The sequence below is a fragment of the Massilia rhizosphaerae genome, from assembly GCF_016093545.1.
GTDB lineage: Bacteria > Pseudomonadota > Gammaproteobacteria > Burkholderiales > Burkholderiaceae_D > Telluria > Telluria rhizosphaerae.
Window position 1 is genome coordinate 1 of record NZ_JADKYX010000004.1, and the last position, 20,970, is coordinate 20,970.

23 protein-coding genes are annotated in these 20,970 nt (G+C 65.1%); 17 read left to right on the forward strand and 6 right to left on the reverse strand.

Annotated features, from left to right (window positions below; genetic code table 11):
- A partial coding sequence (locus ISF28_RS07770; RefSeq protein ID WP_198116599.1) for a sugar phosphate nucleotidyltransferase occupies nt 1–405 on the reverse strand: 405 nt, incomplete at its 3' end.
- A gap of 24 nt (nt 406–429) precedes the next feature.
- Between ISF28_RS07770 and ISF28_RS07775 the strand changes: the two genes are divergently transcribed.
- A complete protein-coding gene (locus ISF28_RS07775; RefSeq protein ID WP_198116600.1) occupies nt 430–699 on the forward strand; it encodes a hypothetical protein in 270 nt (89 codons plus the stop codon).
- Nucleotides 700–965: 266 nt separating this feature from the next.
- Nucleotides 966–2,120: an MraY family glycosyltransferase gene (locus ISF28_RS07780; RefSeq protein ID WP_198116601.1), complete on the forward strand. Its 1,155-nt coding sequence runs from the start codon at nt 966–968 to the stop codon at nt 2,118–2,120.
- A gap of 39 nt (nt 2,121–2,159) precedes the next feature.
- Here the strand turns inward: ISF28_RS07780 and ISF28_RS07785 are convergent, their stop codons facing one another.
- Nucleotides 2,160–2,396 carry a hypothetical protein gene (locus tag ISF28_RS07785; RefSeq protein ID WP_198116602.1) on the reverse strand — a complete coding sequence of 79 codons (237 nt, stop codon included), beginning with the start codon at nt 2,394–2,396 and terminating at the stop codon, nt 2,160–2,162.
- Between the two features lie 424 nt (nt 2,397–2,820).
- On the opposite strand from ISF28_RS07785, the gene flhF reads away from it, so the two are divergent.
- From flhF to motD, 5 genes are read left to right on the forward strand one after another with little or no spacing between them, the layout of a single operon-like run.
- Nucleotides 2,821–4,254: a flagellar biosynthesis GTPase FlhF gene (gene flhF / locus ISF28_RS07790; RefSeq protein ID WP_198116603.1), complete on the forward strand. Its 1,434-nt coding sequence runs from the start codon at nt 2,821–2,823 to the stop codon at nt 4,252–4,254.
- Nucleotides 4,247–5,065: a MinD/ParA family ATP-binding protein gene (locus ISF28_RS07795; RefSeq protein ID WP_198116973.1), complete on the forward strand. Its 819-nt coding sequence runs from the start codon at nt 4,247–4,249 to the stop codon at nt 5,063–5,065. Before flhF ends, ISF28_RS07795 begins: the two co-directional genes overlap by 8 nt.
- 30 nt (nt 5,066–5,095) lie before the next feature.
- Nucleotides 5,096–5,815, forward strand: coding sequence for an RNA polymerase sigma factor FliA (locus ISF28_RS07800; protein WP_198116604.1), 720 nt, complete (start codon nt 5,096–5,098; stop codon nt 5,813–5,815).
- Nucleotides 5,806–6,549 (forward strand): flagellar motor protein, encoded by a 744-nt coding sequence (locus ISF28_RS07805; protein ID WP_198116605.1) that lies wholly within the window; start codon nt 5,806–5,808, stop codon nt 6,547–6,549. Before ISF28_RS07800 ends, ISF28_RS07805 begins: the two co-directional genes overlap by 10 nt.
- 12 nt (nt 6,550–6,561) lie before the next feature.
- Nucleotides 6,562–7,290 (forward strand): flagellar motor protein MotD, encoded by a 729-nt coding sequence (gene motD, locus ISF28_RS07810; protein WP_198116606.1) that lies wholly within the window; start codon nt 6,562–6,564, stop codon nt 7,288–7,290.
- A 152-nt stretch (nt 7,291–7,442) separates the two neighbouring features.
- On the opposite strand, the gene ISF28_RS07815 is transcribed toward motD, so the two are convergent.
- Complete coding sequence (locus tag ISF28_RS07815) at nt 7,443–8,528, reverse strand: M35 family metallo-endopeptidase (protein WP_229518947.1); 1,086 nt, start codon at nt 8,526–8,528, stop codon at nt 7,443–7,445.
- Between the two features lie 351 nt (nt 8,529–8,879).
- On the opposite strand from ISF28_RS07815, the gene ISF28_RS07820 reads away from it, so the two are divergent.
- Entirely contained in the window at nt 8,880–11,330 is a 2,451-nt protein-coding gene (locus ISF28_RS07820; RefSeq protein WP_198116607.1) for a putative bifunctional diguanylate cyclase/phosphodiesterase, read from the forward strand.
- 23 nt (nt 11,331–11,353) lie between these two features.
- On the opposite strand, the gene ISF28_RS07825 is transcribed toward ISF28_RS07820, so the two are convergent.
- The 3 genes from ISF28_RS07825 to flgA all read right to left on the reverse strand — a co-directional run bounded on the left by ISF28_RS07825 (nt 11,354) and on the right by flgA (nt 12,970).
- Nucleotides 11,354–11,824, reverse strand: a complete 471-nt coding sequence (locus tag ISF28_RS07825) for a flagella synthesis protein FlgN (protein WP_198116608.1) — start codon at nt 11,822–11,824, stop codon at nt 11,354–11,356.
- 7 nt (nt 11,825–11,831) lie between these two features.
- A complete protein-coding gene (flgM, locus tag ISF28_RS07830; protein ID WP_198116609.1) occupies nt 11,832–12,137 on the reverse strand; it encodes a flagellar biosynthesis anti-sigma factor FlgM in 306 nt (101 codons plus the stop codon).
- Nucleotides 12,138–12,271: 134 nt separating this feature from the next.
- A complete protein-coding gene (gene flgA / locus ISF28_RS07835; RefSeq protein ID WP_198116610.1) occupies nt 12,272–12,970 on the reverse strand; it encodes a flagellar basal body P-ring formation chaperone FlgA in 699 nt (232 codons plus the stop codon).
- A 168-nt stretch (nt 12,971–13,138) separates the two neighbouring features.
- Between flgA and flgB the strand changes: the two genes are divergently transcribed.
- The 9 genes from flgB (at nt 13,139) to flgJ (ending at nt 20,845) form a co-directional block, all read left to right on the forward strand.
- Entirely contained in the window at nt 13,139–13,567 is a 429-nt protein-coding gene (gene flgB, locus ISF28_RS07840) for a flagellar basal body rod protein FlgB (RefSeq protein ID WP_198116611.1), read from the forward strand.
- 2 nt (nt 13,568–13,569) lie between these two features.
- A complete protein-coding gene (gene flgC / locus ISF28_RS07845; protein ID WP_198116612.1) occupies nt 13,570–13,968 on the forward strand; it encodes a flagellar basal body rod protein FlgC in 399 nt (132 codons plus the stop codon).
- Between the two features lie 31 nt (nt 13,969–13,999).
- Entirely contained in the window at nt 14,000–14,707 is a 708-nt protein-coding gene (locus tag ISF28_RS07850) for a flagellar hook assembly protein FlgD (protein WP_198116613.1), read from the forward strand.
- Nucleotides 14,708–14,746: 39 nt separating this feature from the next.
- Nucleotides 14,747–16,273 (forward strand): flagellar hook protein FlgE, encoded by a 1,527-nt coding sequence (locus ISF28_RS07855; RefSeq protein WP_198116614.1) that lies wholly within the window; start codon nt 14,747–14,749, stop codon nt 16,271–16,273.
- Nucleotides 16,274–16,477: 204 nt separating this feature from the next.
- A complete protein-coding gene (gene flgF, locus ISF28_RS07860; protein ID WP_198116615.1) occupies nt 16,478–17,218 on the forward strand; it encodes a flagellar basal-body rod protein FlgF in 741 nt (246 codons plus the stop codon).
- A 61-nt stretch (nt 17,219–17,279) separates the two neighbouring features.
- Nucleotides 17,280–18,062, forward strand: a complete 783-nt coding sequence (gene flgG / locus ISF28_RS07865; protein ID WP_198116616.1) for a flagellar basal-body rod protein FlgG — start codon at nt 17,280–17,282, stop codon at nt 18,060–18,062.
- The gene (locus tag ISF28_RS07870; RefSeq protein ID WP_198116617.1) at nt 18,059–18,706 is read left to right on the forward strand and encodes a flagellar basal body L-ring protein FlgH; all 648 of its coding nucleotides are present in this window, start codon (nt 18,059–18,061) and stop codon (nt 18,704–18,706) included. The genes flgG and ISF28_RS07870 overlap by 4 nt, the downstream gene beginning before the upstream one ends.
- A gap of 57 nt (nt 18,707–18,763) precedes the next feature.
- Nucleotides 18,764–19,870 carry a flagellar basal body P-ring protein FlgI gene (locus ISF28_RS07875; protein WP_198116618.1) on the forward strand — a complete coding sequence of 369 codons (1,107 nt, stop codon included), beginning with the start codon at nt 18,764–18,766 and terminating at the stop codon, nt 19,868–19,870.
- Between the two features lie 21 nt (nt 19,871–19,891).
- Nucleotides 19,892–20,845 carry a flagellar assembly peptidoglycan hydrolase FlgJ gene (gene flgJ / locus ISF28_RS07880; RefSeq protein ID WP_198116619.1) on the forward strand — a complete coding sequence of 318 codons (954 nt, stop codon included), beginning with the start codon at nt 19,892–19,894 and terminating at the stop codon, nt 20,843–20,845.
- Nucleotides 20,846–20,970: the final 125 nt, after the last annotated feature.

The window sequence follows — 20,970 nt, forward strand, 5'->3', positions numbered from 1 at the left end:
GACCTGGGCCGAGGCGCGCTCGACGGCGAGGCGGAACGCGTCGTTCTTTTCGATCACGTGGTCGGCCGGCAGCACGAGCATCACGGCGTCGGGATCCTGCGCGAGCAGGTATTGCGCGGCGGCCGCCACGGCCGGGGCCGTGTTGCGGCCCGCCGGCTCGAGCAGGATGCCGTGCGGCGTGATGCCGACGCCGCGCAGCTGCTCGGCCACGAGGAAGCGGTGCTCGTTGCCGCAGACGACCAGCGGCGCCATCAACCCAGGCCAGCCGCGGACCCGCAGCGCGGTTTCCTGCAGCATCGTCTTGTCCGTCACCAGCGGCAGCAGCTGCTTGGGCATGACTGCCCGCGACAGCGGCCACAGGCGGGTACCGGCCCCGCCGGAGAGGATGACTGGATAGATTTTCATGCGTTGGCCTTCTGTGAATGTGGGATGAGTGTGTTCGGCGGGTTTGCGGTGTCGGGTGTGAGCGCCTGCTTGGGCACTGCCGCAACCGCCTTGTCGATGAAAGCTTTATACGTTGCGGGTCGTGTTGCTAAAACTTACGATTTTACCTTAAACGTAGCGTGTGAAGACTCTCGTTTTGTTGCAGAGTTGGATATGCCAACTCATAAAGTAAAGCTCAGGCAAGGTATCTTCTCGATGTTGGGATCAAATGGCGTTCGCAAGCGGGAACAGCATTGTTGCATTGATTTGTGTTGATAAAATGATAATTATAATTCCGGTGACGTATGCGCCTTGCCCCAGCGGATACGTTAGCGGTTGTTGCGCCGCAACGAAGCGACGCAGCAGATGCTAAAAGTCAATTCGTAATGTTGATTCGTGATAACATGACGCGCTGGAATACTAGGACACGGGTTCCAGTTAGACATCGCGAACCTTTTCGATTCCAGGCGGCGAATCGGTAACACATCTTCATCCATCTGCAAACATGCGCCTAGATGTGCGCGCGTGGGGAAAACAGGATAATGTCGGAAATTCAGTTCTTTCAGCTTGCGTTGATCGCTTTCGCTGCAAGTCTCGTGGTTAGTGCGCTCATCGTCTTGTCGCAAAAATGGCATGGTGGGTTGTCGCACGACCATGATCTGGATGGGGTGCAAAAAGTGCATACGACGGCGGTTCCGCGCATTGGCGGGCTGGGCGTCATTGCCGGCGTCCTGCTGGGATGCGTGGCATTCCAGGGCATGCATCCGGGAGGGCAGGCGCTGTCGATCGGCGCGGACATGTTCTTGTTGCTCATTGCGAGCCTGCCTGCCTTTTTGGCTGGCCTCATCGAAGATTTCACGAAGCGGGTGTCGGTGCGGATGCGCCTGACGGCAACCGCCTTGAGCGCGCTGGTTGCCAGCGCATTATTGAGCGCGACCGTAAGGGAGCTGGATCTCTGGGGTGTGGACGCGCTGCTCGCCTTCATGCCGTTTGCGCTCCTCGTGACTGCCATCGTCGTGGCCGGCGGTTCGAATGCGATCAATATCATCGATGGATTCAACGGCCTGTCCAGCAGCACGATCGTGATCATGGCGGCCGGTTTGGCTGCGGTCGCGCTGCGTTGCGGCGATTATCTCGTGGCGAATCTCGGTGTGGTGTGCATCGGCGCCACGCTCGGTTTCCTCGCTTTGAATTACCCGCGCGGCAAACTGTTCCTGGGCGACGGGGGTGCTTATTTCCTGGGATTCTGGGTATCGGAAATGGCAGTGCTGCTGCTGGTCCGTAATGCCAGCGTGAATGCCTGGCAAGTGCTTTCCATCTGTGCCTACCCTGTCATCGAAGTGTTGTTCAGCATTTATCGCCGCCGCTTCATTCAGAAGGTCAGCCCTGGCGCGCCGGACGCGCTGCACCTGCATACGCTCGTGTATCGCCGACTGGTGTTTAAGTACGTCGACAAGAATTCCAAGAATCCGTGGAAGCGCAACGCCGCGGTGGCATGCGTCATTCCTCCGGTGGTTGCCGTCTGCGTGGCGGTGAGCGTGATGGTGGGGAACTCGATCGCGATGAGCATCCTCGCCGTACTGGCGCAGGTGATTCTCTATGTCGCGGTCTATGGCCGCCTGGTGCGTGGACGATGGATGTCGGGTGACGCCGGCAGGATCGGCGCCGACGTCAGCATCAATGCCAAGCTGCGCTGAAACGTGCCGAGACTTGACGCCAGAAACAAAAACGGACCCTCAGAGGGTCCGTTTTTGTATCCACCAGTGCTCGAACCATATCGCGAACTGAAGCAGCAGACCGGTGGCGAACAGGAAGTCGGAAAAGATGCCCGTGCGGGCTGCCGCGGCAAGCACGCCGGAAATGATGAAAAACGTCCGCAAAGTAGGAAGACTACGATCGAGCGACTCGCAAAAATGCACGAGCACAGCTTCTGCATTGGTCGCGGAGTGACGCTTCGGTAGTCTCAGTTTCATTTGCTGGCCTTTCTATATCTGACCATCACGTAGTTCTTTAACACAGTCTAGCACGAGCTCGACCGCGAGGCGTTACATTTGAATAGATTTGCACTTACGAAATTACAGTTCGTCCAAGAAATTTTCCTTCATTCTACATTTCTTTGGCAACTCTTCACATTTTATATGTCAAAGTGATAAGTTTGCCACAAAGTTGATGGCCTTCGGTGTAACCGGATCGCATCGAAGACTGGCCGTAGGCGGACTTATTTTCCAGAAATGACGCTGAAGCGTTTTTGAGTTTGGTCGAATAAGCGGATTTTCCCCCGCCTTTTCCCCAATTCGTTTCCCATCGGCATCGTCAATAATTCTCTCCGTGAATGGGCCATTGTGCCCGCGTGACCGGACAGCGAACCACCCAAGCCAGCAAGAGCGGAGAATAACGATGAACGTGAAGAAATTTACAGCGGCGACATCCCGTGAAGCCCTGCGCAAGGTGCGCGAGGCATTGGGGCCGGACGCGGTCATCCTGTCGAACCGCCCCGTCGACGGCGTGGTCGAGATCCTGGCGCTGGACAATGACGACGTCGCGTCGCTGGCGTCGCCGGCACCGGAGTCCGAGATGGCGGCCCCGCGTCCAAACCTGCACGTGCAGGAGCCGTCGTTCGACGACCTGGAGCCGGCGCCGGCACCGCGCCCGGCTGCGCGCCCCGCGCGCGCTTTCCAGGAAGCGCCGGCCGCACGCCAGCCGCTGAATTCCCTGTACGACCTGGACGAACCGGCCGCACCGGCCGCGGCCCCGACGTACGCCAACCGCCGCGCGCCGCAACCGGAAGCTCCCGCCTTCGACATGGCGGCGATGACCGCGATGATGTCGGCCGCGATCGCCCAGGCGAAGGAATCCGCCACCGCCGAGATGCACGGCATGATGAACGAAATCCGCGCCATGCGTGGCATGATGGAAACCCAGCTGGCCGAACTGTCGTGGGGCAGCACCCAGCAGCGCGAGCCGCAGAAGGCCACCGTGCTGCGCGAGATGCTGGCCGCCGGCTTTTCGGCGAGCCTGTCGCGCTACCTGGTCGACAAGCTGCCGGCCGGCAAGGATGCGGCGGAGTCCATGCGTTGGATTAAGACGGTCCTGTCGCGCAACATCACGACGATGGCCGACGAGGATGCGATCCTCGACCGCGGCGGCGTGTTCGCCCTGGTCGGCCCGACCGGCGTCGGCAAGACGACGACCACCGCCAAGCTGGCCGCACGCTGCGTGATGCGCCACGGTCCGGAAAAGCTGGCGCTGATCACGACGGACGCCTACCGTATCGGCGGCCACGAGCAACTGCGCATCTACGGCAAGATCCTGGGCGTGATGGTGCACTCGGTGAAGGACGAGGCCGACCTGCGCATCGCCCTGAAGGAATTGCGCAACAAGCACACCGTGCTGATCGACACGATCGGCATGTCGCAGCGCGACCAGATGGTGACAGAGCAGGTCGCCATGCTGACGGAGTCCGGCGCCGACGTGAAGCGCCTGCTGTGCCTGAACGCGACGTCGACCAACGAGACGCTGAACGAAGTCGTGCGCGCCTACCAGGGCACGGGCCTGGCCGGCTGCATCATGACCAAGATGGACGAAGCCGCCTCGATCGGCAACGTGCTGGACGTGCTCGTGCGCCAGAAGCTGAACCTGCACTACATCTCGAACGGCCAGCGCGTGCCGGAAGACCTGCACCTGGCCGACCGCGCGATGCTGGTCGACCGCGCCTTCCGCAACCGGCGCGACGCCGCCGCCCAGTTGCTTGACGCCGACCTGCCGCTGATGATGTCCGGTCTCGGCAACCTGAACAACGACCGTTCGCTGCGCGAGGTGTATGTTGGCTAGTTTCGACTTCGACCAGGCGGAGGGCCTGCGCCGGATGCTGGCGGGCCCCAAGCCGCGCATCGTCACGTTCCTCTCCGCCACCCCGCAGGACGACAAGGGGGCCATGCTCGTCAACCTGGGCGCGTCGCTGGCCCAGTCAGGCAACGACGTGATGATCGTCGACGCCTGCACGCGCGACTACGGCGTCGCCCAGCGTCTCGGCGTCGACCGCGGCGCCAGCCTGTTGCAGGTGGCGCGCCAGGAGTGCGCGCTGAACCAGGTGATCCATGCCGTGCCCCAGGGCTTTGCCGTCGCCACGATGACGCGCACGGTGCGGGACACCGCGGCCGCCAGCGCGGACGAGGCGCGGCGCCTGGCCAAGACGTTCGACGTGCTCGTCAAGCAGGCCGGCAGCATCATCATGGTCGATGGCGAATTTTCCGAGGACGGCACGTTCCCGGTGCCGATCATGGCGTCGTCCGAGATCGTCGTGCAGGTGTCGACGAGCGCCGCGTCGATCACGAATGCGTATGCGCTGATCAAGCGGCTGTCGCAGCATCTCGGCCGTCGCCCGTTCGGTATTCTTGTCACGGGCGCTACCGAAGCCGAAGCGAAGGTGGTATACGATAATATGTCATCTGCGGCAACTCGTTACCTTGCGGTAACGTTGAGCTCCATGGGCTCCGTGCCGGCGGACGAGTATCTGCACCGTGCCGCGCGCCTCGGGCGCGCCGTGGTCGACGCCTTCCCGCTGGCCGGCGCGTCGGTGGCGTTCCGCCGCCTGGCCGGGCGCTTTGCGCGCCCCGGCGTGCAGCAGGGACGGGCCGCCTGAGGCGGCGAAGAATAATCAATTACTGGAACCATGTACACGGTCAAAGGGAAAGCGGACAAGAACTTTTTGCTGACGGAACACATGCCGTTGGTGAAGCGTCTCGCCCACCAGATGAAGGCCAAGCTCCCGCCGTCCGTCGAAGTCGATGACCTGGTACAGGCAGGCATGATGGGGCTGCTCGACGCGATCAACCGCTACGAGGAGAACCACGGCGCGCAGTTCGAGACCTATGCGGTGCTGCGCATCCGCGGCGCCATGCTGGACGAGCTGCGCAGCAGCGACTGGATGCCGCGCTCCACGCGGGCGAACATGCGCAAGGTGGAGCAGGCGATGGCCTCGCTGCAGCAGCAACTGGGCCGTCCGCCGAGCGAATCGGAAGTGGCGAAGTCGCTCAAGCTGTCGCTGGCCGACTACCAGGAACTGCTGGGCGATTCCGGCGGCCACCAGCTCGTCTACTACGAAGACTTTCATGCCGAGGACGGCAACGACAGCTTCCTCGACCGCTACGCCGTGGACGACGACGATCCGCTGAAAAGCCTGCTCGACACGGACTTCCGCCAGACCGTCATCGACGCCATCGACGCGCTGCCGCCGCGCGAGAAGATGTTGATGGGCCTGTACTACGAAGAAGAACTCAACCTCAAGGAAATCGGTGCCGTGATGGGTGTGTCGGAATCGCGCGTCTCGCAGCTGCACACGCAGGCCGTCGCGCGCCTGCGGACCTATCTGCGGGAGCGTTCGTGGACCTGACCAGCCTGCTCGGTCTCGCGCTGGCGCTGGCCGGGATCTTCGTCGGGCACACGCTCGACGGCGGCAAGTTCTCGTCGCTGATCCAGCCGGCCGCGTTCGCCATCGTCGTCGTGGGCACGTTCGGTGCCGTGCTGCTGCAGAGCAAGTCGCGCGCCTTCGTACGCGGCGTGCGCATGCTGCGCTGGGTGTTCGTCACGCCGCCCGACCGCCGCCAGGCGCTGGCCCGCGAAATCCACCTGTGGAGCCTGTCCGCGCGGCGCGACGGGCTGCTGTCGCTCGAACAGTACATGGCGAAGGCCGATCCGTTCGTCCAGAAGGGCCTGCGCCTCGTCGTCGACGGGATCCAGCCGGACAAGCTGCGCAGCCTGCTCGACACGGAAATCAACCGTTACGAATTCCGCGAGCGCCAGGCCGCGCGCATCTGGGAGTCGGCGGCCGGCTATGCGCCGACGGTCGGCATCCTCGGCGCCGTGCTGGGCCTCATCCACGTGATGGAAAACCTGTCCGACCCGTCGCGCCTGGGCGCAGGCATCGCCGTCGCGTTCGTCTCGACCGTGTACGGCGTCGGTCTCGCCAACCTGTTCTTTTACCCGGTCGGCAACAAGATCAAGGGCATCGTCGCCGAGCGCGTGGCCGAATACGAGATCCTGACCGACGTCTTCCACGACATCGCCACCGGCGACTACACCCGCGTGATCGAAGAGCGTGTGGCGTGCCTGCTGGCGCAGCACTGACGCCGACGACCCATGGCGCGCCGCAGACCGTACGAACAGGACACCGAAAACCACGAGCGCTGGCTGATTTCCTACGCCGACTTCATCACCTTGCTGTTCGCGTTCTTCGTCGTGATGTACGCGGTGTCCGTGGTTAATATTGGCAAGTACACGGTGCTGTCGGAAGCGTTGGGCGACGCCTTCGGCGGCCGCGGCGCCGCGCACCGAACGAATACGATGGTCGAGGTCGACGCGTTGCCGCTGTCCGCCATCCTCGCGCACAAGCGGGCCGAGGCGGCCAAGCGCGACCGCGAGCGCCTCGACCTGCTGGCGCAGAAGCTGGACAGCATCCTGAAACCCCTCGTCAACAACGGCAAGGTGCGCGTGACGCAGACGGCGCGCGGCGTCACGCTCGAGATCAATGCCAGCGTGCTGTTCGACGAAGGCGACGCCGACCTGACGCCGACGGCCCGGGAGATCCTGCGCACCGTCGCCGACCTGCTCAAGGGCGACCCGCACGGCATCGAAGTGGAAGGTTTTACGGACACGACACCGATCGCCAACCCGGCATTCGCGTCGAACTGGGAATTGTCGGCCGTGCGCGCCACCACCGTCGTGCGCCTGTTCGCGGCGAACGGCGTGGCCCCGGACCGCCTGGCGGCCGTGGGGCGCGGTGCGAACCGGCCGGTCGCGTCGAACGACGACCCGATCGGACGGGCGCGCAACCGGCGGGTGGCCGTCACCATTCTGTCCGGCGCCTGAGCGTTCGCCGGCGTCCGGGCTCACCGCTTGGAACCTATCCCGGTAGGCGAACTGGTAGGGTGAGCACCCCGTGCCCACCATGCGTTCGCGGACCAGCTTGCGTTTGGTGGGCACAGTTCGTGATTGATGCCCCCAGCATCAATCACCCCACCCTACTGGGATAGGTTCTTGGGCCGCAGGCGCCGATAGGGATTGTTCTCGCCGAAGTATTCGTGCGAATCGGCATTTTCGACGGCGCGCGCCGGCGCGCTGCCCGCAAGTCTGCCTGCCGCGGCCTGGCCATAGGCCCAGTCGTCGGTTCCGGCCACGACGGTGAAATGGCTCATCTCGTGCAGCAGCGTCCCGCCCATGGAATCCGTGCCCGTCAGCGGGGCGGTCCAGAACGCCTTGCAGACGTGGATTGTGTACGGCCGGTTCGGAAAGACGAAGGCGTACAGCGGCAGGGGGCAGGCGCAGTCGACCGTGATCGGCCGTGTGGCGAAGGCGTCGCGGACGGCGGCGAAGTGGCGCGCCACGGTCGTCGCGCGGGCATTGTCCACCGTGCCGAACCACCCCGTGTAGCGCGTCGCCAGCGGCTGGTCCTGCAGGTAGGCGTCGGCGTCCTGCGCCATCGCCAGGCCGGCCCGGACGGCGCCGGCGATGCGGACCTGCTGCGCGTTCGAGCAATGGGCGAAGGCCAGGCCGCTGCCGCCGGCGGGAACGTCGGGCGGCGGTTCCGGCATGCCGCGCGGCAGGCGCCCGTCTATCCACACCGCGGCCGCGAGCGGCACCACGTCGGCCGGGCCCTGCGGGCGCGCCGCGTCCGGCCGGCCATACACTTGCAGGCGGTCCGCGCGGTAGCGCACGCTGTAGGCGCCCGTGATGTCCATCCGGTACAGCGCCGACAGTTCCACCCGTACGCTGCGCGCCGCACCCGGCCGGAGCGCGACGAAATCGCCGCGGTCCGGTTCCCGGCGCTTGGCTTGCATGCCCAGGTAGGTGACGGGCAGGCCGTCGCGGGTGACGTCGAACAGGGGCGCCTGCACGCCGGCGAACGGCGTCTGCCAGGTCGGCAGGTAGCGCGTGGCGCGCGACGTGTTGCGGATCGTGACCGTCACGACGACGTCGTCGCTGCCCGTCAGGCTTTGCCGGACCGGCGTGACGGCGACGACGATGCCGCCCGGCCCGGCGGCCTGGACGTCTCCGATCAGCAGCAGGGCGGCCAGCATCCCGCCGGTCCAACGCGCGTTACCGTACATGGTGCCTCCGCTTGCGGTGCAAACCTTTCTTATAACGCTCGTTCCGGGTGTTGATATTGCTATATCGCAATATTTATCGTTGTGATGGGTCTTCAGTAACGCTCAATTTGCTGCATTGACGCAACATCTCGGCAAGTCCCGTAAGTATTGCTCGATTTATATTTGATAAGTTGATATCATATATTAACTTTCTTGACATGAAAATTTCATAAAAGAATCTTTTCCCGAGGCCGGCGTGGCTTGCCTACGGTATCACTGCATCAATCACATGAATATCGAGCACGACAGCCAGGCAACCTGCATGAGTGGACTTCGCGTGACCGGCGCCGGCGACGGCGCGGGCAACGCGGCATGAGTCGGCGCAGGATTCCGTCCGCCGTGCGGCTATCGGTCCTGACGGCGCTGCTGGCCGTGTTCATGGGCTGGCTCGCGCTGGGCCATGCCGCGTTGTTGCCGTGGGACCCGCGCTGGTACCTGACGGCGCACACGGCCATGGAAGTGTTCTCGGTGGTCGTCGCGATGCTCGTGTTTTCCACGGGCTGGCATGGCATCGGCCGCGACATGCCCATCCGCGTGGCGCTGCTGTCGCCGGCCTCGCTGGTAGTCGCCGTGCTCGACGTCGGCCACCTGATGTCCGTGCACGGCATGCCCGGCGTGGCGGGACCGGGCTCGGTCGGATACGGCATCAAATTCTGGCTGCTGGCGCGCGCCGTCAGTGCGTGCGCGCTGCTCATCGCCGCGTTCGCCCCGCGCGAGCGGGTCGTCGGCCGGCGCGTGCGCGGCTGGGCGCTGATGGCGGCGCTGGCGATGATCGTGCTGGGCTTCTGGGTGGCCGTCGCCAATCCGCTGGCGCTGCCGCCGACGTATGTGCCGGGGCAGGGCCTCACGCGCTTCAAGATTGCTTGCGAACTCGTGCTGATCGCATTGAATGCGCTGGCCGCGCTGTTCCTGCTGCGGCGTGCGTTCGTCACCCGTTTGCGCACCGACCGCTATCTCGCCGCGACGGCCGCCGTGATGGCGCTGGGCGGCGTCAGCTTCACCTTGTACGCGCGTCCGGACGACGTCATGAACATGGTCGGCCACGTGTACAAGGTGATCGCCTACCTGTGCCTGCACCGCGCGATCTGGGTGGCCGCCGTGCAGGCGCCGTATCTGCGCTTGCAGCGCTCCGAGCGGTCGCTGGCCGAGAGCGAAGCCAGTTTCCGCAGCCTGATGGAATGCGCGCCGGACGCCATCCTGCTGGTCGGCGCGGAAGGGCGCATCACGATGATGAATGCGCGCGCCGAAAGCCTGTTCGGCGTTGCACGCGAGACGGCCGCCGGCGTGCGGCTCGACGCGCTGGTGCCGCCGGCGACCGGCGACGCCGAGCTGGATTGCCGCCGCCTGTACGGCGCCGCCTTCCCGGCCGAAGTGCGCCGCGCGGGCATGCCGAGCGGCCAGCAGGTCGCCATCGTGCGCGACCTGTCGGAGCGGCGGCGGCTCGAGCGGGCGCTCGTCGAACAGCTCACCCACGACGCCTTGACGGGCCTGCCCAACCGCAGCCGCATCCTCGAAACGCTGGACGAGGCGATCGCCGCGGCGTGCCAGGAAGGCCGTACGCTGGCGGTGCTCGTGTTCGACCTGCACGAATTCCGCAAGATCAACAGCGGCTACGGCTATGGCGGCGGCGACGACGTGCTGCGCGAATGCGTCGTCCGTCTCTCCGTGCTGCTGCAGCCGGGCGACATGCTGGCGCGCCAGGGCGGCAATGAATTCATCGTCGTGCAAAAGCAGTCCGGCCATGCCGCGGCCGCGGCGCTGGCCGGGCGGCTGCTGGACGCCGTGCGCGAACCGTTCCTGATCGGCGGCCAGCGCGTGTTCCTGGCCGCGAGCGTCGGCATCGCGCTGCTGCCGGAAGGCACCTGCGGCGCGCACGAACTCCTGCAGATGGCCCAGGTGGCGATGGCCGCCGCGCGCGCGGAAGGCCCGGCGCGCCACTGCTTCCACACGGACGCGATGGCGCAGGCAATCCGCGAGCGGGTCGACCTGGAAGCGCTGCTGCGCCATGCCATCGAGCGCAACCAGTTCGTGCTGCAATACCAGCCGCGCATCGACCTGGCCAGCGGCGCCATGCGCGGCGTGGAGGCGCTCGTGCGCTGGCGCCATCCGGTGCTGGGCCTCGTGCCGCCGGCGCGTTTCATCCCGCTGGCCGAGGAGACGGGCCTGATCGACGACCTGGACATGTGGGTGCTGGACGAAGCCTGCGCGCGCGCGGCCGCGTGGCGCGCGCAGGGGGTGCCGCCGCTGCGCGTGTCCGTGAACCTGTCGGCGCGCCAGTTCCAGCTGGCGGGCCTGGCGCAGCGGGTGCAGGCCGCGCTGGCGCGCAGCAGCCTGCCGCCGGCCTGCCTGGAAATCGAGATCACGGAAAGCACGGTGATGCGCGACACGGACGAGGCGACGAGCGTGCTGCGTTCGCTGAAGGCGCTCGGCGTGGCGTTGTCGATCGACGATTTCGGCACCGGTTATTCGTCGCTCAGCTATCTGAAGCGTTTTCCCATCGACGTGCTGAAGATCGACCGTTCCTTCGTGAGCGACGTGACGGCCGACCCGAACGACGCCGCGATCGCGCGCGCCATCATCGCGCTGGCGCATACGTTGAATCTGGAGGCGGTGGCGGAGGGTGTGGAAACGGCCGAGCAGGCGGCCTTCCTGCGCGAGAACGGGTGCGACGAAATCCAGGGTTATTACTTCAGTCCGCCCGTGTGGCCGGAGCAGATCGAGCGCATGCTGACCGAAAGGCGAACGTCGAACGCGGTTGCATAAGGGTAGGGTGCGATTTATCCCGCTTACCCGACCGCGAACCGCCGCGACGACCCCGTCGACATGGTCTGGCCGCCCGGTCCGTAGACGCCGGCCGCATTGCCGGCGGGACCGCGCAGTTCGTTCAGCGCAGCCTGCGCCTGGCCCAGCTGGCGGTTGACGAGCATGCCGTTGACGCGGTTGAGTTCCTTCGCTTCGCGCGTGAGTTCGAGCAGACGGTTCCACTCGGCGCGTTGCTCGTCGTTGCCGCCCACGGCCAGCCATGGCTCCATCCCGGCTTCGCCCGCGGGAAAGCCGGCGGCGGCGAGCGCTTTGTGGCGTACGCGCGACAAGGTCGCGGCGCGCTGCGCCAATTGCAGCTTGTTGGGGGTGATGGTCGAGAGGCCATCCGCATCCGCACTGATCAGGAGCTGCTGCTCCGTTTTCATCAATTCCAGGATGGAAGCGATCACTTGCTGTTCGTCGCGCAAGGTTGCGCCAGGGGATGCAATAGCCATCGTTTATCTATTGTTTGCGGGAATGCAGCAGATCGCGCACCGTGTCCAACAGGCCATCCGCTACTTTCTCGGAATTCACTTGGAAATGGCCATCCGCGATGGCCGCCTTGATGCGTTCGACCTTCTTGCTGTCGAACACATGACTGGTACTACCACCCGCCGCGAGGGCCTGGCCTTGCGAGGACAGGCGCACGGTGTCGGTCGCTGCGGGCGAGACCGTCTTCGCGGCGGCCGCGTCGCTGCTTTTCGCAGTCGTGGCGGTGTTGTTGGCCTGCACGCCTGCGTTGCTTTTGAGTGTATCGTTGATTTTCACAGCATCATCCTTCTCAGGTCGGAGCAGAAAGCCCGGGATCTGCCTCAAGTATCGGCCACGTTGCCGAAAACTTTAGGGGACCTCACACAAAGTCCCATCGAAAGATCCGTGATGACAGTGTCTCTTTTCCTGCCTTAAAACGCCACCTCGACCATGCCGCCGGCCCGTGCCGTGCCGCTGACGACCGTGCCGGACGGCGTGCGCACCTGCACGATCTGGCCGTCGCTGGCCTTGCCGATGGCCTTGCCTTCGGCCGATACTGAAAATCCATTGCCCTTCGAAACCAAGCGTACGGCCTGACCCTGTTGCACGACGGGCATGCTGCGCAGCGTGTCCAGGCGCAGCGGCGTGCCGGCGGCCAGCGACACGGCCGGCGTGCGGCCGATCGCCTGCGCCATGTCCGTGATGATGCCGTTCGGCATCGCGGCGATGTCGCCTTTCATCAACACCAGCTGGCTTTGTTCGATCGGCTGGCCCTGGGCCAGCGGCAGCGCCGCGGCGACATAGTCCGCCTGCACATTCACTTGGGCCTGCACAAAAATCGTCCAGTTCGACGGCGCCGTGCAGCGCACGCCCACCGTCGTCTTGCCCCAGGCGCGCGCGCCCGGCTGCAGGAAGGCTTGCGGCGCGGGGCAGGCGGCGAGCGCGGTGCGGGCGTCGATCATGCCCACTTTTACCGTCACGGTGCCGGGCAGGCCGGCCGTCTGGGTCTGCAGGAATTGCTCGACGACGGTGCGCAGCGTGTTGACATTCTGACGGCCGGCGGGCGTCGTCTGCGCGGAGGCGAGCGCGGTGGCGCCGAGGAGCAGGGCGGTGAGAAGCTTGCGTTTCATGATTGAACGGTGCGGGTTTTTGCGACGCTGCCATCTTAGGTCTGCCGGGACCGCGTCGAAACGTCGAATAGCCGTGGTTTGGGTCTCTTTATTGCCCGATTGGAAGAGTCTGCCGGTCCGTATGATCGATGCTGTCCACTACCAGATGCCCGGCACACAGGAGCTACCATGATCGGCAAACTCGACGAGTACCTGCGTTTCAATGAAACCGCGCTCAGCCTGCGCTCGCAGCGCCAGGAATTGCTCGCGTCGAACATCGCCAACGCGGACACGCCGAACTTCAAGGCGCGCGACATCGATTTTTCCAGCGCCCTGCAAGGCGCGCTGGCCCGTGCGACGAATGCCGCGCCGCTGGCGACGACCTCCGGCGCGCATTATCCGAACGGCCAGGCGGCCGCCGACGGCAAGACCCTGGCGGACGGCACGACGCCCGTGCTGTACCGCACGGTGACGCAGGGCGCCGTCGACGGCAACACGGTCGATATGGACACGGAGCGTACCCAGTTCGCCGACAACGCGCTCCGCTACGAAGCCGGCATCACGATGCTCAACCAGCAGATCCGCAACATGCTCCAGGCCATCCAGGGAGGCCAGTAATCATGTCCTTATTTAATGTCTTCAACGTGGCCGGTTCGGCCATGAGCGCCCAGGCCCAGCGCCTGAACACGACGGCCAGCAACCTCGCCAACGCCGACAGCGCGACCAGCGCCACGGGCGAGGCCTACCGCGCCAAGCAGGTCGTGTTCGAAGCCGTGCCGATGGACAGCGGCACGGGCGTCAAGGTGCGCGAAGTGGTCGAGGACCCGTCGCCGCTGAAGCAGGTGTACGACCCCAAGAATCCGCTCGCCGACGACAAGGGCTATGTCTCGATGCCCAACGTGAACGTGGTCGACGAGATGGTCAACATGCTGTCGGCGTCGCGCTCGTACCAGACGAACGTCGAGACCATGAACGCGGCCAAGACCATGCTGCTCAAGACGCTGACCCTCGGCCAGTAATCCAGATTAACTCTCATACCGACACGCTCCCATGGCGACCGTAACCGACACCACCAGCACGCCCGTCACCGACCTGATGGCGACGATGAACGCGAAGAAGCCGACCAGCACGGACGGCGTTTCCGCGGACACCGACAAGTTCATGACCCTCCTGGTGACGCAACTGCAGAACCAGGACCCGCTGAATCCGATGGACAATGCCCAGATGACGAGCCAGCTCGCGCAGCTGCAGACCGTGACGGGCGTGAACAAATTGAACACGACCCTGGAATCGCTGCAGTCCAGCTACAAGAGTTCGGAAGCGATGCAGGCGACGAACCTGATCGGCCGCGGCGTGCTCGTCGACGGCAACAACGTCACCCTGGCGAGCGGCAAGGCTGTGCTGGGCGTGAACCTGGCCAGCGACGTTGACAACCTCAAGGTCGTCATCAGCGATGCGAAGGGCAACGAGGTCGAGACGATGGATCTGGGCGCGCAGAAGGCCGGCGTCATGCCGCTCGCCTGGGATGGCGTGCCCGATGCGACCAAGCTCGACAGCAACGGCAAGCCGATTACGCTGGCCGACGGCAACTACACGTTCAAGGTCGTGGCGACGCGCGGCGGCACCCCGCTGACCGACGCCACCGGCCTGTCGCTCGACAGCGTCGCCAGCGTCACGACCAACGGTACCGATGGCGTCAAGGTGAACCTGTCCGGCAAGGGCGCGCTCACGCTGGCCGACATCAAGCAAGTCCTGTAAGCGCCGCTTACTCAACGTATCGAATAACAGGAGCACAACATGTCCTTCCAACAAGGCCTCTCCGGCTTGAATGGCGCGGCGAAAGCGCTGGACGTCATCGGCAACAACATCGCCAACTCGAGCACGGTGGGCTTCAAGGGATCGTCCACGGAATTCGCCGACGTCTACGCGCGCTCGCTGAACGGCGCCGGCGCCACGCAGGCCGGTATCGGCGTGAGCGTCGCGGCCGTTGCCCAGCAGTTCACCCAGGGGAATATCGAGACGACGGCCAACCCGCTCGACATCGCCATCAACGGTGGCGGCTTCTTCCGCACCGAGATCGGCGGCGCCGTCCAGTACACCCGCAACGGCCAGTTTTCGCTGGACAAGAACGGCTTCGTCGTCACGCCGCAGGGCGCCAACGTGACGGGCTACGGCGTCGCCGCGAACGGCCAGATCCTGGCCAGTACGCCGACCCCGCTGCAGATCAACACGGCCGACATGAAGCCGGTCGCGACCACCAAGGTCGACACGTCGATCAACCTCGATTCGCGCGAGACGTCGCCGACCAACTTCCCGTTCAACGCCAACGACGCGACCACCTACAACAAGCAGGTTCCGGTCAGCGTGTACGACACCCTGGGCAACCAGCACACCATGTCGATGTACTACGTGAAGACCGGTTCGGGCACTTGGGACGTGTATGCCGGCGCCGACGGTACCGAGATCACCAACGTCAACGTGGCCAAGGCCTCCATGGACGACGCGTCGGCGATGGCCGCGCGCGACGCCTGGACCGCCGCCACGAAGGCGTCGCCGCAGGACCCGGCCGCCATCGCCAGCGCGCTGGCCACCTATGCCGCCGCGGCATCGGCCGCCGTCAGCGGCGCAGCGGGCACGGCGGGCGCCACTGCGGCCACCGTCACCGCCATCCAGACGGCCGCCACCGATACGGGCAGCACGGTCGGCGCCACGCCGGACCAGGTCGACCAGGCCATCGCGGCCGCCGTGTCGGTGCCGTCGATCCCGGTCGGCACCCTGAAATTCGACTCGAACGGCGCGCTGTCCGCCGCCCTGATGTCGCCGCAGACCTTGCCGCTGAACGTCGCGTTCCCGGTCTACCCGGCGACGGGCGCCAAGGAAACGCTGTCGATCAAGGTCGGCTTCAACGGCAGCACGCAGTACGGCGCCGACACCAGCGAAAAACTGACCACCCAGGACGGCTACACGGCCGGCCACCTGCAGCGCTTCTCGGCCTCGGCCGACGGCACCCTGCTGGGCCAGTACAGCAACGGCCAGACCAAGCCGCTGGGCCAGATCGTCCTCGCGAACTTCACGAACGCGGGCGGCCTGGAGCCGATCGGCAACAACTCCTGGGTCGAAACGTCGTCCTCGGGCACGCCGCTGCTGGGCGTGGCGGGCACGGGCAGCTTCGGCGTGCTGCAGGCCTCCGCGACGGAAAGCTCGAACGTCGACCTGACGGCGGAGCTGGTCGACATGATCACGGCCCAGCGCGTCTACCAGGCCAACGCCCAGACCATCAAGACGCAGGACTCGGTGCTGCAGACCTTGGTGAACCTGCGCTAATCAATTCGGGGTCAGAGCACATTTCGATGCTAATTCGGGGTCAGAGCAAATTATTCATTGACGCTTTTCCGGCCCGGCGGCCGCGCGGCATCGTTCGCCGCCGCTTGGGGCGCGCGTTAAAAAAATGCTTGCTGACCATGGCTCGAAAAAGTGCTCTGACCCCGAATTTATGCTCTGACCCCGAATTTTGAGAGGGAAGAATAGATGGACCGCCTGATCTATACGGCCGCCACCGGCGCCAAGCACATCCTGGAGCAGCAGGCCACCACGTCGAATAATCTGGCCAACTTGAGCACGACGGGTTTTCGCGCACAGTTGGATACGTTCCGCGCCGTGCCCGTCGTCAGCGAAGGCTTGCCGACGCGGGCGTTCGTCGTCGACAACACGGTCGGCGCGGACTTCACGGCCGGCCCGGTGCAGGCGACGGGGCGCGATCTCGACGTGGCCATCAAGGGCCCGGGCTGGATCGCCGTGCAGACGCAGGACGGCACCGAAGCCTATACGCGCAACGGTTCGCTGCAGATCAGCCCGAACGGCATCCTGCAGACGGCGAACGGCCAGACCGTGATGGGCGAGGGCGGTCCGATCGCGATTCCGCCGAACACGACGGTCTCGGTCGGCAAGGACGGCTCGATCGCGTCGCTGACGACGGACACCGTGCCCGCCACGTCCACCATCGTCGGCCGCATCAAGCTCGTCAATCCGGACCAGAAGCAGCTCGTGCGCGGCGACGATGGCTTTTTCCGCATGCAGGATGGTTCTAGCGCGCAGGCTGACCCGGCCGTGACCGTGACGAGCGGCGCGCTGGAAGGCAGTAACGTGTCGGCCGTCGACTCGATGGTGAACATGATCTCCTTGGCACGTTCTCTCGAGACGCAAATGAGCTTGTTGAAGAACGCGGAGAATAACGCGGCGAAAGCGACGCAGATCCTCGCTTTGAGTTGATTTCTCCTGGGACATAATTTCATGGTGGGTGACGGGTTTGCCGTCGCCAAAGGAGAACACCATGATCCGCTCGCTGTACATTGCGAAAACCGGCCTCGAAGCCCAGCAGACCAACCTCGACGTCATCACCAACAACCTCGCCAACGTCAGCACGAACGGCTTCAAGAAGTCGCGTGCCGTGTTCGAGGACTTGCTGTACCAAAACGTGCGCCAGCCCGGCGCGCAATCGTCGCAGCAGACCCAGCTGCCGTCCGGCTTGCAGATCGGTACGGGTGTGCGCACCGTCGCCACCGAGCGCATCCACACGCAGGGCAATCCCCAGCAGACCGGCAACTCGAAGGACGTGATGATCAACGGCTCGGGCTTCTTCCAGGTCCTGATGCCCGACGGCACCACCGCCTACACCCGCGACGGTTCGTTCCAGACCGATTCCAACGGCCAGCTCGTCACCTCCAGCGGCTATGTGCTGCAACCCCCGATCACCGTGCCCAGCAACGCGCTGTCGATGACCGTCGCCCGCGACGGCACCGTGTCCGTCACGACGCCGGGCACCATCGCGCCGACGCAGATCGGCTCGATCCAGGTGTCGAACTTCGTCAACCCGGCCGGCCTCGAATCGCTCGGCGAGAACCTGTATGCCGAGACGGGCTCGTCGGGCACCGCGCAAGCCAGCACACCGGGCACGAACGGCGCCGGCGTGCTGATGCAGGGCTATGTCGAGACGTCGAACGTGAACGTCGTCGAAGAGATGGTCAACATGATCCAGACGCAGCGCGCGTACGAGATCAACAGCAAGGCCATCACCACGTCCGACCAGATGCTGCAGAAGATTTCCCAGTTATGAAAACGCTCAGTTTCATCGTGTGCGCGCTGGCCCTGGCCGGCTGCGCGTCGACCCCGACGTCGATCGTCAAGGGCCCGACGTTGGTGCGCCCGATGCTGGCCGACGCCGGCGCGCCGACGGAAGGGGCGATCTACAACGCGAGCACGTTCCGCCCCATGTTCGAGGACCGGCGCGCGCGCCACATCGGCGACATCCTCACGATCAACATCGTCGAGAAGACGGCCGCCAACAAGAGCGGCGCCAGCACCGGCAACAAGTCGGGCAGCGTCAATCTCGGCGTGCCGGGTCCGCTGCAGGGCCGCCTGGGCGCCAATCTGGCCACGAGCAGCGGCACCAAGTTTGCCGACGCCGACACGCAATCCGCGTCGAACGCCTTCACGGGCACGATCGGTGTGACGGTGTCCGAAGTCCTGGCGAACGGCAACCTGATCGTCGTGGGCGAAAAGCAGATCGCCATGGACAAGGGCGTCGAGTTCATCCGCTTCTCGGGCATGGTGAATCCGGATTCCATCCAGCCGGGCAACGTCGTGCAGTCGACCCTCGTGGCCGACGCCCGCGTCGAATACCGCACCAACAGCCAGATCGACCGCGCCGAGATGACCTCGATGATGTCGCGATTCTTCCAGTCTCTGTTGCCATTTTAAATATTTGGGGTCAGAGCCCGAATTTCTCGGGTGGGCTCTGACCCCAACTGACTAAACATGAACCTGAAAACTCTCGCCCTCTGTGCCGCCCTGCTGGGCCCGCTGACCGCCACGACCGCCCATGCCGAGCGTCTGAAAGATCTCGCCAGCATCGGCGGCGTCCGCCAGAACCAGTTGTCCGGCTACGGCCTCGTCGTCGGTCTCGACGGCACGGGCGACCAGACGACGCAGACGCCGTTCACCGTGCAGTCGATCATGGCGATGCTGCAGCAGAAGGGCGTCAGCCTGCCCGCCGGCACCCAGCTGCAACTGAAGAACGTGGCGGCCGTGATGGTGACCGCGTCGCTGCCGGCGTTCGCCCAGCCGGGCCAGACGATCGACGTGACCGTCTCGTCGATGGGTAATGCGAAGAGCCTGCGCGGCGGCACCCTCCTGATGACGCCGCTGCAGGGCGCGGACGGCCAGGTGTATGCGATGGCCCAGGGTAACGTGCTCGTCGGTGGCGCGGGGGCGTCCGGTGGCGGCGCGCAGGTGCAGGTGAACCAGTTGTCCGTCGGCCGCATCTCGGCCGGTGGTACGGTCGAGCGCGCCGTCGCGTCGAATCTCGGCGCCGACAACCAGGTCAAGCTGGAACTGAACACGACGGATTTCGCCACCGCCAGCCGCGTCGTGGAAGCCATCAACGACAAGTTCGGCCCCGGCATCGCCACGGCGCTGGACGGCCGCGTGATCCGCGTGCGCGTGCCGTCGTCGAGCGACCAGCGCGTCAGCTTCCTCGGCATCCTGGAAGGCCTGGACGTCAATCCGGCCGAGGCCGCCGCGAAGATCATCCTCAACGCGCGCACGGGCTCGATCGTGATGAACCGCGCGGTCACCTTGGAACCCTGCGCGATCGCGCACGGCAACCTGTCCGTCAGCATCGGCGCCGACATGCAGGTCAGCCAGCCGCCCGCGGGTTCCCTCGGCAGCACCGTCGTCACGAAGACGCCGCAGGTGTCCGTCAAGAAGGATGCCGGCAAGGTCATCATGCTGAACAACGGCGCGTCGCTGGCCGAAGTCGTCAAGGCCATGAACGCGATCGGCGCCACGCCGCAGGACCTGCTCGCGATCCTGCAGGCGCTCAAGGCCGCAGGTTCGCTGCGCGCCGAGCTCGAAATCATCTAACCGATAACCCGCGAGGCCACCATGCTCGGTTCCCCTTCCGACCTGTCCAGCAAGTTCGCGCTCGACACCAACAGCCTCGGCGACCTCAAGCAGTCGGCGAAGTCCGGCTCGCCGGAGGCGCTGAAGGGTGCGGCGACGCAGTTCGAATCCATGTTCATCAGCATGATGATGAAGAGCATGCGCGACGCGACGCCGCAGGACGGCATGCTGGACAGCCAGGAGACCAAGACCTACACGGGCATGCTGGACCAGCAGATGAGCCAGAAACTGGCCAAGCGCGGCATCGGCCTGGCCGAGGTGCTCGTGCGCCAGTTGACTGCGCAGCAGAAGGGCCAGCAGTTGATGCAGGATATGAACAAGCAGGCGCTGGGCATCGGCGGCGAACAGCCTGCGGGCGCCGCGAACGGCGCCGCGGCCCTGCAACTGCAGAGCGATCCGGACACGATGCCGACCGATGGCGCGGCCACGGCGCGGGGCGTCACCGGCAGCGCGCGCGGCACGGACAATGCGCACAAACCGGCCCACGTGCGCGCCTTCCAGGAAAAGCTGGCCGATGCCGCCGAGGAAGCGGAACAGGTGACGGGCGTGCCCGCCAAGTTCATGATGGGCCAGGCCGCGCTGGAAACCGGCTGGGGCCGCCGCGTGATCCGCAATGCGGACGGCAGCTCCAGCAACAACCTGTTCGGCATCAAGGCCGGTCCGGGCTGGAAGGGCAAGGTGGCGACGGCCGTCACGACCGAATACATCCACGGCAAGCCGCACAGCCGGGTCGAGAAATTCCGCGCCTACGATTCCTACGCCGACGCGTTCAAGGACTACGCCAACATGCTGAGCAATAACCCGCGCTACGAAAAAGTGCTGGCGCACGGCGGCGACGCGGCCGCGTTCGCGCACGGCCTGCAGCGCGCCGGCTATGCGACCGACCCGCAGTACGCGGCCAAGCTGTCGCGCATCATCAAGTATTCGCTCGCGTGATGGGTATTAGTAGGGTGGGCACCCCGTGCCCACCATGTGTCGGCGATCCGCATGCATTGGTGGGCACAGGGGTGCCCACCCTACGGATAGCATCTTGACAGGACAGCAAGCGTAAAGTTTTGGCG

Excerpts from the sequence above, each read along its gene's own strand:
- flgC (WP_198116612.1), top strand. The coding sequence starts at position 13,570 with ATGTCCTTATTTAATGTCTTCAACGTGGCCGGTTCGGCCATGAGCGCC.
- ISF28_RS07820 (WP_198116607.1), top strand. The coding sequence starts at position 8,880 with ATGAGTCGGCGCAGGATTCCGTCCGCCGTGCGGCTATCGGTCCTGACG.
- ISF28_RS07780 (WP_198116601.1), top strand. The coding sequence starts at position 966 with ATGTCGGAAATTCAGTTCTTTCAGCTTGCGTTGATCGCTTTCGCTGCA.
- ISF28_RS07800 (WP_198116604.1), top strand. The coding sequence starts at position 5,096 with ATGTACACGGTCAAAGGGAAAGCGGACAAGAACTTTTTGCTGACGGAA.
- ISF28_RS07785 (WP_198116602.1), bottom strand. The coding sequence starts at position 2,396 with ATGAAACTGAGACTACCGAAGCGTCACTCCGCGACCAATGCAGAAGCT.
- ISF28_RS07775 (WP_198116600.1), top strand. The coding sequence starts at position 430 with ATGAGTGTGTTCGGCGGGTTTGCGGTGTCGGGTGTGAGCGCCTGCTTG.
- flgB (WP_198116611.1), top strand. The coding sequence starts at position 13,139 with ATGATCGGCAAACTCGACGAGTACCTGCGTTTCAATGAAACCGCGCTC.
- ISF28_RS07855 (WP_198116614.1), top strand. The coding sequence starts at position 14,747 with ATGTCCTTCCAACAAGGCCTCTCCGGCTTGAATGGCGCGGCGAAAGCG.
- ISF28_RS07875 (WP_198116618.1), top strand. The coding sequence starts at position 18,764 with ATGAACCTGAAAACTCTCGCCCTCTGTGCCGCCCTGCTGGGCCCGCTG.
- flgA (WP_198116610.1), bottom strand. The coding sequence starts at position 12,970 with ATGAAACGCAAGCTTCTCACCGCCCTGCTCCTCGGCGCCACCGCGCTC.
- ISF28_RS07850 (WP_198116613.1), top strand. The coding sequence starts at position 14,000 with ATGGCGACCGTAACCGACACCACCAGCACGCCCGTCACCGACCTGATG.
- flgG (WP_198116616.1), top strand. The coding sequence starts at position 17,280 with ATGATCCGCTCGCTGTACATTGCGAAAACCGGCCTCGAAGCCCAGCAG.
- ISF28_RS07870 (WP_198116617.1), top strand. The coding sequence starts at position 18,059 with ATGAAAACGCTCAGTTTCATCGTGTGCGCGCTGGCCCTGGCCGGCTGC.
- flgJ (WP_198116619.1), top strand. The coding sequence starts at position 19,892 with ATGCTCGGTTCCCCTTCCGACCTGTCCAGCAAGTTCGCGCTCGACACC.
- motD (WP_198116606.1), top strand. The coding sequence starts at position 6,562 with ATGGCGCGCCGCAGACCGTACGAACAGGACACCGAAAACCACGAGCGC.
- ISF28_RS07825 (WP_198116608.1), bottom strand. The coding sequence starts at position 11,824 with ATGGCTATTGCATCCCCTGGCGCAACCTTGCGCGACGAACAGCAAGTG.
- ISF28_RS07815 (WP_229518947.1), bottom strand. The coding sequence starts at position 8,528 with ATGTACGGTAACGCGCGTTGGACCGGCGGGATGCTGGCCGCCCTGCTG.
- flgF (WP_198116615.1), top strand. The coding sequence starts at position 16,478 with ATGGACCGCCTGATCTATACGGCCGCCACCGGCGCCAAGCACATCCTG.
- flhF (WP_198116603.1), top strand. The coding sequence starts at position 2,821 with ATGAACGTGAAGAAATTTACAGCGGCGACATCCCGTGAAGCCCTGCGC.